This is a genomic window from Plantibacter sp. 2H11-2 (assembly GCF_050031945.1).
GTDB classification, from domain to species: domain Bacteria; phylum Actinomycetota; class Actinomycetes; order Actinomycetales; family Microbacteriaceae; genus Plantibacter; species Plantibacter auratus.
This window is the reverse complement of record NZ_JBNBBL010000011.1, coordinates 11,862-22,683: the sequence shown is the minus strand read 5'-3', so window position 1 is coordinate 22,683 and position 10,822 is coordinate 11,862. Positions and strand designations below refer to the sequence as shown.

Here is a 10,822-nt window from a genome sequence, read left to right as displayed (position 1 = left end):
GTTACCGCCGCAACTCGAAACTGGTCTGGCCGACCTTGACGGGGGTGTCGAGTGGGATCTGCGTCGGGACGCTCACGCGCTTGCCTGCGAGGAAGGTGCCGTTGGTGGAATCCAGGTCCTGGACCATCCACTCGTCGTTCCAGAGCATGAGTCGCGCATGATGCGTCGACGTGTAGTCGTCGCGGATGATGAGGCCGGAGTCGGCTGAGCGGCCGATGGTGATCGGCTCGCGGCCGAGGGGGAGCTCGGTGCCCTGCTTGGGCCCGGACACGATGACGAGGCGCGAGGTGTTGTCGACCGTGGCGCGCGGAGGCGTGCCGCTCGATCCGCCGGTGGCGGGCCGACTGGGGGCCGGGGCGGCCGCGGCGCGCATCGGCTGCGGCGGTGTGGCCGGGGCTCCGTTCGACGACTGCTGCTGCGGCTTCCGGACACGTGGTCCGAAGAGGTCGGTGCGGAGGGCGTAGACGATGCCGAAGACGAACGTCCAGAGCAGGAGCAGGAAGCCGATGCGGAGGACCAGCAGGGTCAGTTCGCTCACGCGCCGTCCCCCCACGAGTCGCCGAAGGACGACACATCGTGACGTCGGGTCGCATCGCTCATCTGGCGATCGGATCCGCCGGCCTTGGCGACCACCCGGAACACGATCCTGGTGCGGCCGATCTCGATGACGGAGTCGGGGGAGAGGGCCGCCTGGCGGAAGGACTGGCCGTTGAGCTTCGAGCCGTTCGTCGAGCCGAGGTCGCGCGCCTGACCGGCGTTGCCGTCCCAGAGGATCTCGACGTGCTTCCGTGAGGTGCCGGTGTCGGGGATCGTGATGTCGGCCTCGGTACCGCGGCCGATGACCGTGCGGGCCTGCGTGATCGGGTAGCGCTTACCGCCGATGTCGAGCACGGGTGCCCAGGTGACGGAGCCCTTGAGGTTGACACTGTCGATCTGCACGAGGCCGTCGGGGAGGGAGCGGTCGCCGGAGAGCTTGATGGTCACGGCACCCGGAAAGGAGTACCCCTGGCTCTTGGCGTGCTTCTGGACGAGCGAACCGAGCTCGTCGATGAGGGAGGGGCCGATGGCGTCCATGCGCTCGAAGTCGGTGGGCGACATCCGGACGGTGAACTTGTTCGGCACGAGGATGCGGTCGCGGGAGACGACGGCGGCCTTGGTGTCGAGCTCGCGTCGGAGCGCGCTCGTGATCTCGACCGGCTGGAGTCCGGACTTGAAGGTCTTCGCGAAGGCGCCGTTGACGGCGCGCTCGAGTCCCTTCTCGAAGTTGTCCAGAATGCCCACGGTCTCTCGATTCGTGTCGGTGTCCAGGCAATGTTAGACGGTTTGCCTGCACACGAGGCCAATCGACGCGGGCGCCGACGCCAGGTGTTCACCCGCTCGGCAGCAGGAGATCGGCATCGGAACAGGACCGTCGGGGCCGTTTCGTCCTGCTCTGGCGCGGATCTCCGGTGTTCTGCCACCCGGGCTCCGCGTGCTATCCTCGATAAGTTGCCGCGAGAGCGGCGACGTCTGGTGTCTCGCGCGAGTGGCGGAATTGGCAGACGCGCTGGCTTCAGGTGCCAGTGCTCGAAAGGGCGTGCGGGTTCAAGTCCCGCCTCGCGCACCAGTTGATGTGACACGAAGGCCCCCGAGGAATCGGGGGCCTTCGTCGTTCCCGCCGTCCGGGCGTGACCGCTACCGTGTCGACATGGAGAACCCCCGGATGCCGACGGGCATCGCGATCACGATGCTGCACGACGGCCGAGTGCTCCTGGAACTGCTGGCCGACCGCTCCTCGGTGTTCAGCAGCGCCGAGACGCGCGTCGACGACCACGACCGGACGTCGGCCATCGTCCGCGAGTGGGTGACCGCGCCGCTCGCGGTGCCGGATCGTCGTGGTTCACACCGTCCGTCGCCGTACCGCGACGGCTACACCCTCGTCGTCTCGCCCGGGTCGACCCGGGATCTTGCGGCGTTCAGTACGTACGGGAACTCCCTGCTGGTCGACTTCGGTCGGGCGTTCGGGGCGGCGCCCGGCGCGGCGGGGGATCCTGAACCACTCGTGCGAGCGCTCCCGCGTGATCTGGCGATCTGCTTCCGGCGCGCGCAGGAGAAGGCCGCCTGGCGACTGGCGCAGGGCGCCTATCTTCCCGTCCTCGTCGGGTACCTCGACGAGTTGCGGGCGATGACGTCGATCGAGGAGCAGTACGCCTACGAGACGACGACCGCCGGGGTCGGTGGAATCCTCGACGACGAGCGCTACCTCCTGGTGGCCGACGATGCCCGCGCGCGGCAGGTGTACCTCGACCTCCTGGCGGAGCGGTCCTCGCTCTACAACTGGTACATGGATCTGGCCAAAGGTGGTCTCGTCCGCCCACGGCGGTGACGGAGACGTGTCGCGGCGGGTTCACCGTCACCGGCGCTCGCGGACGCGCTGCACCTCCAGGATGAGGACGGCGAGCCCCACGGCGGTCGCGGTGCCGAGGACGGTCACGATCGGGAGTGTGGCGGAGGCCAGCACGGCGATGGCGGCCAGGAGGAAGAGGATCGAGGCGGTGGTCGAGATCCTGCCGCGGAGCAGGACCAACCAGACCGCGACCATGAACACCGAGACGGGGATGGTCAGCGAGAAGGACGCGACGGCGGCGGTGAGATGCTCGCCCGCGTGCGTCAGCAGGTCGAGTTCCACTTCGATCCCCGCGGAGACGGCACCGGCGGCGGCGAAGACGACGTAGTGCGCGTACCCGAAGGCGAACCCCTGGCGGGACGAGGCCAGGCGAGCCCCTTGCTCCCGGCTGAAGTAGATCCACCACATCCCGGCGGCGAGGACGATGCCTGCCACGGCCAAGCCGACGAGCCCGTCGATCCGCTCGTCGCTGTTCGCCGCGTCGATGATGGCATTCGCCGAACCGAGAAGGCTCTCGCCGAGCAGGATCAGCGTGAACAGGCCGTACCGCTCGGCGACGTGATGCGGGTGCCAGGGCGTGCGGTGGACCCGTTCCGCCCAGACGGGCACGAGCACCTCGAGCAGCATCGCGGGCCAGAAGGTCCAGAACTGCCCCTCCACCGGAAGGGCCAGTCGCGCGACCCAGAGGACCTGCACGAGGCTGATCCCGATCGCGAACCGGAGGGCCACCGCGCGTTGCTCCGGATCGGACAACGCGAGTCGGAGCCACTGCGCCACCATCGCCAGTCGCATGATGACGTAGCCGATGGTGGTGATCGCCCACTCGCCGTCGACCATGGCGTCGTGCACGCCGGCGGCGAGCACGAGGACCCCGCCCATCTGCACGATGGTGGTCATGCGGTAGAGCCAGTCATCGGTGTCGAACGCGGATGCGAACCAGGTGAAGTTCATCCACGCCCACCAGATCGCGAAGAAGATCATCGCGTAGGAGACGGTCGTCTCCGCCGCGTGACCCTCGACGATCCCGTGGTGGAGGTTCTGCGAGGCCTGGGAGACGGCGACGACGAACACGAGGTCGAAGAGCAGCTCCAACGGGCTCGCCACCCGGTGCCCCTCGCCGGGGTCGCGGCCGGTCATACGGAGGAGACCCAGTCGGTTCAGCACGATCCCATCCTGCCGTGCCTGTCGTTGCCAAGGAAGCTTGACACGTCGCCGGATGACAAGCATGCTTGACGTATGTCAGGTTTCCTTGTCATTTCGGACTCGATCGTCCAGATGCGCCGACGATGACGAACGACAGGTCGGCCCGCTGCGGCGGCGCCGCGTTCCGGCGGCTGGCGTCGATGAGCGCTCGCGACGTGCTCAGGAACCCGCTCACCGGGATCTCGATGTGGTTCATGACCGGCATCATCCTCGTGATCTACGTCTCCATGTGGCTCGCGTTCGTCGTCCTGGGCCCTGCTCCGGTCGCAGCGCTGGACACGGACGAACCGGGAGTCTCGTCGGCGCTCGAGCGGGCCGGTGTGCAGGTGGTCGCCCCCGACGACCCCGATCGGAACACGCGGGTGACCGTGCACGAGGGGCGCGCCCTGGTGGTGCTCGACGCTGCGGACCAGGCTGCATGGGACCCGATCTGGCGAGGGCTGCGCGACGCAGGCGTCCCGGCCCACGGGGTGACGGTGATGGATGACGAGGGTGACGTGAAGATCGACCCGCTCCAGGAGAACCTCGGCATCGTGGTCCTGGTCGGGGTCGCGAGCCTGGCGTTCATCGGCACGACCGTCCCACTCGTGGCGATGCGGGAGCGTGGGCTGCTCCGGCTGCTCGGCGTGACGCCGCTCCGCCGGTCGACCTTCCTCCTCGCGCAGCTCCCCTTGCGCGCGCTGGTGGCGGTGGGGATCCTGGTGCTGACGACCGGGATCGCAGTCTGGCGAAGGTACGTCGACGGCGTGGACCTCCTGGCCCTGGGGGTCTCGTTCCTCCTCGGAGCGGCGATGCTGTTCGCTCTGGCGCTGGTGTTCGCCGCCCGATCGCGGAACGCCGAGGCGACACAACAGACGATGGTGATGGTGACGATCGGGCTCGTGTTCGCGTCGGGCGGGCTCCTGCCGCAGTCCATCCTCCCTGCCGCCGTGCAGGTGGCCATGAACTGCCTGCCGACCACCTGGTTCGTCGCCGCCGCGAGTGCCTCACTGACCGGGGCCGAACCGTTCCTCCCCGTCCCCGCGCTCTGGGGGCTCATGTCGCTCGTCACCGTCGCAGCAGGCGTGCTCGCCGTGCGGTGGTTCGAGTGGGATCAGTCCGAGCGCGACGGGCGGACGACCACGATGTCCGACACGCAACGAGAGGTGGCTGCATGAACGAGCACACGACACGGGGATCGACACCGCAGGAGCGTCGTGCGTCCCGTAGATACATGTGGGAGATCGCGGCCGGTGCCGTCGGGTTCCTCGTGACGTTCCTCTTCCTGCCGGAGCTGTTCACCACCGAGCCGGGATCGCCCGCAGCCGTCGCGGTCGCACTCGTCCCGCTCGTGCCGGTGGTGTGGATCGTGATCGCACTCATCCGACACGTGCGCCGCGTCGACGAACTGCAGCGCGGAGTGATCGTGCTGAGTCTCGCCATCGGGTTCGGTGCGGCGATGCTGATCAGCCTCGCGGTCGTGTTCCTGTCGACGGCCGGTGTCGTCGTCGCCCAGCCGGAATGGTGGGTGTTCATCGGCGGGATGGCGGTGTGGGGCGTGACCATCGGTGTCGTCTCCTTCCGGGCCACCCGATGAAGAACGACGTCCGCGCCCTGCGCACCGAACGCGGGTGGACCCAGGTCCAGTTCGCTGAAGCACTCGGCGTCTCCAGGCAGACGGTGAACGCACTCGAGACCGGGCGCTACGACCCGTCCCTGCCGTTGGCGTTCCGGGTCTCCGCACTGCTCTCCCGCCCGATCGAGGAGATTTTCTTCCCGGGTGAACACGATGCCCCGCCGTCTGGAGGACGACGATGAACGAATCGGACCGAGTGGTCGTCACCGTCGACCGGCTCAGCAAGCACTACGGCGACCGGAGCGTCCTGCGCGACGTCTCCCTCCGAGTCCACGCGGGGGAGGTGTTCGGGCTGCTGGGACCGAACGGCGCCGGGAAGACCACCACGCTCGAGACCATCGTCGGACTCCGCCGTCCCACCGACGGAACCGTCCGGGTGCTCGGGCGCGACCCGTCGGTCGACCGCCGATACGTGACCGGGCGGATGGCGGTGCAGCCGCAGGCCGCCACCCTGTTCCCGACGCTGACGGTCGCGGAGACGCTCGACCTCTTCGCGTCGTTCTACCGCGACGTGCGGCGTCCCGAGGAGGTCTTGGACGAGCTCGATCTGGGGGAGGCACGGCGCGTGCGCGTGAAGCACCTCTCAGGCGGCCAGGAGCGTCGCCTGCTGATCGCCATCGCGTTGATCGGCAATCCCGAGATCGTCGTCCTCGACGAGCCGTCGGCCGGACTCGACCCGCAGGCCCGACGGAACCTCTGGGGCATCATCCGGCGCCAGCAGGAACGCGGGACCACGATCCTGCTCTCGACGCATCACATGGACGAGGCCACCCAGGTCTGCGACCGGATCGCCGTCCTCGTGGACGGCTCGATCGCCGCCTCGGGTGAGCCGGAGACCCTGGTCCGGGAACACGCCGCGACGGCCACGGTGACCTTCGAGGTCCCGGGCCGGACCACCGCGGACGAGTTGCGTTCGCACGACATCCCCGGTGAGATCACTGTTACGGCGAAGGGCGCCGTCAGCCTGGTCGGGATCGTGACCGACGACCCCGACGCCGTGCTGCGCCGACTCACCTTCTCCACCGGTCTCAGACCCCGCGGGTTCCGAGTGGCGCACGGGTCGCTCGAGGATCTCTTCATCGATCTCGCGAATCGGCCGACGTCCGCAGCCGAGGGCGACCGGGCCCACAGGCCATGAGCACGACGCATTCGTTCCCAGCGCAGGTCCGAAGCTTCGCCGCGGCCCACGCGCGCGACCTCGTCCGGGACCCGCGCTCGATCATCGCACTCGTGGCGAGTTTCCTCGCCTTGATCGGACTGCTCTGGGGGGTGGACGCCCTCGTGGCGACGGCGTCCGACACGCCTGCTGGTGTGCTGCAGCGCGCCCTCCCGCTCGTTTCGAGCACGGGGACGATGGCGATCGCCTTCATGCTCACCACGGTGCCGCTGGTCCGGCATCGCAGCATCGGCCTGCTGCGAGCGCTGTCGACCTCGCCGGCCCGTCGCGACGCCTATCTGCTCGGACACCTGCCGATCCGCGTGGGGTTGGTCGTCGTCGAGGCCGCGGTGATCATCGCCCTGGCCGCCTGGACGGTGCCCACCCGTCCACTCTCCGACCTCGTCGCGATCGCCGGCACGATCCTGCTCGGTGGCGCGATGCTGCTCGGCTTCGGCTACCTCCTCGCGGCGCGGTTGTCGAACCCGGACATCGCCATGCAACTCGCGTACCTGCTGCCGATGCTCGCTCTCGCCACGTCCGGGGCCCTCTTCCCGCTCGCGATCCTTCCGGAGTGGGTCGCCGGTCTCTTCCGGGTCCTGCCCACGACCTGGATCGTCGGCGCGCTCGAGGCGACCATCTCCCGAGGCCCTCAGCCCGTGCCGCTCGCAGTGGTCTGGAGCCTGATGGCGGCGTGCGCGCTCGTGTCGGGTCTCGCGGCCGCTCGGCTCCACCGATGGGACGTCGGCTGATCGGCGGAGCTGCCGTCCGCCGCGTCAGTCCCGACGCGGGGCTGCGGTCGAATCGCGCACGATGAGCTGCGAGTCGAGACTCGCGACCGAACGGGGCGACCCGCCGGCCATGGCCTGGAGCAGCACCTCGACCGCCAACGACCCGCACCGGTTGATCGCGAGCCGCACGGTGGTGAGACCGGGCTGGCGGATGGACGCCATCTCGATGTCGTCGGTGCCGATGATGCTGAGGTCGTCGGGGCAGCGCTTGCCCATCGACGTGATCCCGGCGTCGATGCCGAGGGCGACCAGGTCGTTGTAGGCGATGACCGCCGTCGCGCCGCTCGCCACGATCGTGGCCGCTGCGGCGAGGCCGCCCTGGATCGAGGCCGCCTGGTGGCCCAGACGGGTGAACTCGATGTCGAGCTGCTCGCATGCCGCCGCGACCGCGTCGCCACGGCGGAGGTCCGCCCAGGAGTGCTTCGGACCGGCCGCATAGGCGATGTGTCGGTGACCCAGTGCGGCGAGGTGTTCGACCGCCTGCCGTGGCCCGCTCTCGGTGTCCATCACGACGTAGGGGAGGCCGTCGATGATGCGGTTGACGACCACGACCGGGGTGTCGCCCACGAGCGCGCGGATCTCGTCGTCGGGGAGGCGTGGCGAGCAGAGGAGCATCCCGTTGAGCTTCCGCGCCAGTTCGAGCTGCTCGTGCTCGCGATGCAGGTCCTCATCGGTGTCGAACAACACCGGGCGGTGGCGTCCCTGCCAGGCCTGGGCGTGGACGCCCTTCAGGAGGGTCGCGTAGACCGGGCTGGCGATGTCGGGGACGATGACGCCGAACGTCTTCTCCGCCGTCGAACCGTTCGGGTTCGAGTACCCGAGGTCCGCCGCCGCCGTGAGGACCCGCTCGAGCGTCGCGTTCGCAAGGCGATCCGGCTCGCCGAACGCCCGCGACGCGGTGGCGATGGAGACGCCCGCGTGACGGGCGACATCGGTGAGGGTGGCGGTCACGGTTGATCCTTCGCGGGGTCGGGTGTACTCATGATGCGGCATCGTGCTGCCATGAAACTACTTGACAAACTTTGTACAAACCATTCAGAATCGCTTTCATGATGATCGACGTGGATCTCCTCCAGCCGACGACGCGGTGCCCCGAGGCTCGGCGATGACGGCCCTGCCGCCGCGACTGGGCGCTGGCTCGGGCCCGCGTCCGGAGCACCCGGCACCGTCCGCCGCCGGCATCCTGCACCTCGGTCTCGGCAACTTCCACCGAGCGCACCAGGCCGTCTACACGGCGGCTGCGCTCAGCGCGGGCGGCGATGAATGGGGCATCGTCGGTGTCGCATCCCGGTCCCGAGCGGTCGTCGACGCCATGCGGGCGCAGGATCTCCGCTACACGGTCGCCGAGATCTCACCCATCGGGGCCTCGTTCTCCGTGCCCGCCGTGCACACCGACGCGTTCGTCGCGGCGGAGGATCCGGAGCGCGTGGTCGGCACCCTCGCGGACGACCGCATCCGGGTCGTCACGCTGACCGTGACGGAGCACGGCTACAGCGCCTCGCCGTCGACCGGCCTCCTCGACCTGAATGACCCGCTGATCGCAGCCGACCTCCGCGGAGGCGCACCGCAGACGACCATCGGCCAGCTCGCTCGCGGTCTGCAGCGGCGGGCTTCGGGTAGTGGAACGCCGATCACGATCCTGAGCTGCGACAACCTGAGCGAGAACGGCGCTCGCACGGAGGCGCTCGTCCGGGCCTTCCTCTCCGAACTGCGCGGCACCGAGGGCGCGGAAGCGCTCGCCTACCTCGACAGCGCGGTCGCCTTCCCGTCCAGCATGGTCGACCGCATCGTCCCGGCGACGACCCCGCAACTGCGCGAGCTCGTCGCAGCTCGTCTCGGCGTCCGGGACGACGCACCGGTCTCCGCCGAACCGTTCACGATGTGGGCGATCGAGGACCGCTTCGCCGCCGCCCGCCCCGCCTGGGAGGCCGGAGGCGCCGTGTTCACCGACGAGGTGGGGGCGTACGAGCAGATGAAGGTGCGGCTCCTCAACGGGACGCACTCGCTCATCGCCTACCTCGGTGCGCTCCGCGGGGTGGCCACGATCTCGGAGTCGATCGCCGACACCGCCGTCGAATCCGCCGCACTGGCGATCCTCCGCGACGAGTACGAACCGTCGGTGCGGTTCCCGTCCGGCGTCGACGTCCGCACGTATGAGGGGCAGCTCTTCGAACGCTGGGCGAACCACGCCCTCGGGCACCGCACGGCGCAGGTGGGCACCGACGGATCGGTGAAGCTCCGCCAGCGCATCCCGGAGCCCGCCCTCCGTCTGCTCGAGGCCGGATCCGTCCCGCACCTCATCGCCCTCACGGTCGCGGCCTACCTGTCCTGCATCGCCCCGATGCCGGGGTTCGACCCCGGTCCGCACGCGCGCGCCATGGTCGATCCGGCCCGCGAGGAGCTCGCCCGGCTGGCGGGCACGTCGACGGACGGTCGGCACCTCGCGCAGCGGGTGATCGCGGAGCTGCACCTCTTCGGGCAGGACCTCGCCGAGCAGCCGACCTTCATCTCGCGGGTCGGTGAACTGATCGACACCATCCGCCGACACGGCGTCGACGCCGCCATCCGCGACAGCATCGCCGCCTCGCAGGCACCCATGACCACGACAGGAGCCAACCGATGAAGACGCTCGCGATCCACGGCGCGGAGGACATCCGCTGGGAGGATGCCCCCACCCCGGAACCACGCGACGGCGAGGTCCGCCTCCGGGTGCGGTACGTCGGTATCTGCGGCTCCGACCTGCACTACTACTTCAACGGAGCGAACGGCGAGTACGTCATCCGCGAACCGCTCACCCCCGGCCACGAGCTCTCGGCCGTCGTCGACGTGGACCCCTCCGGTCGGCTCGCCCCCGGCACCCGGGTCACCGTGCACCCGGCGCGATACGGCCCGAGCCTGCCGGGGCTCGAGGACCACCCACACCTGCGGCCCGGCGGCGATTACCTCGGGAGCGCCGCGGCGGACCCGCACCGTCAGGGTGGGGCCTCGGAGTACCTGATCGTCGAGCACTCGATGGTGCGCGTCCTGCCCGACGGACTCCCGCTCGAGCGGGCGGCGCTCGCCGAACCCCTCGCGGTCGCCATGCACGCGGTCGGGCTGGCCGGCGACATGCGCGGTGCGCGGGTCCTCGTCATCGGTGCCGGGCCCATCGGTCTGCTCGTGATCGCCGCGGCCGGCCGGGCCGGTGCAGCGACGATCGCGGCGAGCGACATGCGCGAACAGGCACTGGAACGCGCTACGACCGTCGGAGCCGGTGAGCTCCTCCTCGTGGGTCGCGACGCCGTCGCCGACGAGTCCTACGACGTCGTCTTCGAATGCTCGGGCGCGCCGGTCGCCCTGACCCAGGCGGTCCGGGCCGCGAGACGAGGCGGGTCGATCGTGCAGGTCGGCATGCTCCCCGACGCCGACAGCCCGATCAACCTCGCCCCCATGCTCGCCAAGGAGCTCACCATCCGCGGCGCGTTCCGCTTCTCCACCGAGATCGACGACGCGATCGCGTTCCTCGCCGAGGGCGATCTCCTCGACGCCGTCGTGACCCAGGTCATCCCAGCCGAGGCGGCCGTCGACGCCTTCGCCGTCGCGCGGGACTCGTCCCGCTCGGCGAAGGTGCTCCTCGCCTTCTGAGCCACCCACCGCACACACCCACTTCCGCTGCATCCCGTAGGTCCGAA

12 protein-coding genes and 1 tRNA gene are annotated in these 10,822 nt (G+C 69.7%); 9 read left to right on the top strand and 4 right to left on the bottom strand.

The window, feature by feature from the left end; all coding sequences use genetic code 11:
* Position 1 precedes the first annotated feature (1 nt).
* Together ACQG07_RS17560 and ACQG07_RS17555 are read right to left on the bottom strand one after the other, a co-directional pair.
* Positions 2-538, bottom strand: coding sequence for an FHA domain-containing protein FhaB/FipA (locus ACQG07_RS17560; RefSeq protein WP_192004009.1), 537 nt, complete (start codon positions 536-538; stop codon positions 2-4).
* Positions 535-1,281, bottom strand: a complete 747-nt coding sequence (locus tag ACQG07_RS17555; RefSeq protein WP_124767843.1) for an FhaA domain-containing protein — start codon at positions 1,279-1,281, stop codon at positions 535-537. The genes ACQG07_RS17560 and ACQG07_RS17555 overlap by 4 nt, the downstream gene beginning before the upstream one ends.
* Positions 1,282-1,519: 238 nt before the next feature.
* Between ACQG07_RS17555 and ACQG07_RS17550 the strand changes: the two genes are divergently transcribed.
* Both ACQG07_RS17550 and ACQG07_RS17545 read left to right on the top strand, forming a co-directional pair.
* A tRNA-Leu gene (locus ACQG07_RS17550) sits at positions 1,520-1,606 on the top strand.
* An 81-nt stretch (positions 1,607-1,687) separates the two neighbouring features.
* On the top strand, positions 1,688-2,365 hold the full coding sequence (locus ACQG07_RS17545) for a hypothetical protein (RefSeq protein WP_426738984.1): 678 nt from the start codon (positions 1,688-1,690) through the stop codon (positions 2,363-2,365).
* Positions 2,366-2,392: 27 nt separating this feature from the next.
* Here the strand turns inward: ACQG07_RS17545 and ACQG07_RS17540 are convergent, their stop codons facing one another.
* The gene (locus tag ACQG07_RS17540; RefSeq protein ID WP_426738983.1) at positions 2,393-3,550 is read right to left on the bottom strand and encodes a low temperature requirement protein A; all 1,158 of its coding nucleotides are present in this window, start codon (positions 3,548-3,550) and stop codon (positions 2,393-2,395) included.
* Positions 3,551-3,672: 122 nt separating this feature from the next.
* Between ACQG07_RS17540 and ACQG07_RS17535 the strand changes: the two genes are divergently transcribed.
* Genes ACQG07_RS17535 through ACQG07_RS17515 form a run of 5 tightly spaced genes read left to right on the top strand, consistent with a single transcriptional unit; the run spans position 3,673 to position 7,112 of the window.
* Positions 3,673-4,746, top strand: a complete 1,074-nt coding sequence (locus ACQG07_RS17535) for an ABC transporter permease (RefSeq protein WP_426738982.1) — start codon at positions 3,673-3,675, stop codon at positions 4,744-4,746.
* Positions 4,743-5,165 (top strand): hypothetical protein, encoded by a 423-nt coding sequence (locus ACQG07_RS17530; protein WP_159876534.1) that lies wholly within the window; start codon positions 4,743-4,745, stop codon positions 5,163-5,165. The genes ACQG07_RS17535 and ACQG07_RS17530 overlap by 4 nt, the downstream gene beginning before the upstream one ends.
* Entirely contained in the window at positions 5,162-5,386 is a 225-nt protein-coding gene (locus ACQG07_RS17525; RefSeq protein WP_079704339.1) for a helix-turn-helix transcriptional regulator, read from the top strand. The genes ACQG07_RS17530 and ACQG07_RS17525 overlap by 4 nt, the downstream gene beginning before the upstream one ends.
* On the top strand, positions 5,383-6,342 hold the full coding sequence (locus ACQG07_RS17520; protein WP_426738981.1) for an ABC transporter ATP-binding protein: 960 nt from the start codon (positions 5,383-5,385) through the stop codon (positions 6,340-6,342). Before ACQG07_RS17525 ends, ACQG07_RS17520 begins: the two co-directional genes overlap by 4 nt.
* Complete coding sequence (locus tag ACQG07_RS17515) at positions 6,339-7,112, top strand: ABC transporter permease (RefSeq protein WP_426738980.1); 774 nt, start codon at positions 6,339-6,341, stop codon at positions 7,110-7,112. Before ACQG07_RS17520 ends, ACQG07_RS17515 begins: the two co-directional genes overlap by 4 nt.
* 24 nt (positions 7,113-7,136) lie before the next feature.
* Here the strand turns inward: ACQG07_RS17515 and ACQG07_RS17510 are convergent, their stop codons facing one another.
* The gene (locus tag ACQG07_RS17510; protein ID WP_124767854.1) at positions 7,137-8,102 is read right to left on the bottom strand and encodes a LacI family DNA-binding transcriptional regulator; all 966 of its coding nucleotides are present in this window, start codon (positions 8,100-8,102) and stop codon (positions 7,137-7,139) included.
* Between the two features lie 154 nt (positions 8,103-8,256).
* Between ACQG07_RS17510 and ACQG07_RS17505 the strand changes: the two genes are divergently transcribed.
* Together ACQG07_RS17505 and ACQG07_RS17500 are read left to right on the top strand one after the other, a co-directional pair.
* Positions 8,257-9,774: a mannitol dehydrogenase family protein gene (locus ACQG07_RS17505; protein ID WP_426738979.1), complete on the top strand. Its 1,518-nt coding sequence runs from the start codon at positions 8,257-8,259 to the stop codon at positions 9,772-9,774.
* A complete protein-coding gene (locus ACQG07_RS17500; protein ID WP_426738978.1) occupies positions 9,771-10,775 on the top strand; it encodes an L-idonate 5-dehydrogenase in 1,005 nt (334 codons plus the stop codon). Before ACQG07_RS17505 ends, ACQG07_RS17500 begins: the two co-directional genes overlap by 4 nt.
* Positions 10,776-10,822: the final 47 nt, after the last annotated feature.

What these genes read in the sequence shown, in the direction of transcription:
- ACQG07_RS17545 (WP_426738984.1), top strand. Translation starts at nt 1,688, where the DNA reads ATGGAGAACCCCCGGATGCCGACGGGCATCGCGATCACGATGCTGCAC.
- ACQG07_RS17535 (WP_426738982.1), top strand. Translation starts at nt 3,673, where the DNA reads ATGACGAACGACAGGTCGGCCCGCTGCGGCGGCGCCGCGTTCCGGCGG.
- ACQG07_RS17530 (WP_159876534.1), top strand. Translation starts at nt 4,743, where the DNA reads ATGAACGAGCACACGACACGGGGATCGACACCGCAGGAGCGTCGTGCG.
- ACQG07_RS17525 (WP_079704339.1), top strand. Translation starts at nt 5,162, where the DNA reads ATGAAGAACGACGTCCGCGCCCTGCGCACCGAACGCGGGTGGACCCAG.
- ACQG07_RS17520 (WP_426738981.1), top strand. Translation starts at nt 5,383, where the DNA reads ATGAACGAATCGGACCGAGTGGTCGTCACCGTCGACCGGCTCAGCAAG.
- ACQG07_RS17515 (WP_426738980.1), top strand. Translation starts at nt 6,339, where the DNA reads ATGAGCACGACGCATTCGTTCCCAGCGCAGGTCCGAAGCTTCGCCGCG.
- ACQG07_RS17505 (WP_426738979.1), top strand. Translation starts at nt 8,257, where the DNA reads ATGACGGCCCTGCCGCCGCGACTGGGCGCTGGCTCGGGCCCGCGTCCG.
- ACQG07_RS17500 (WP_426738978.1), top strand. Translation starts at nt 9,771, where the DNA reads ATGAAGACGCTCGCGATCCACGGCGCGGAGGACATCCGCTGGGAGGAT.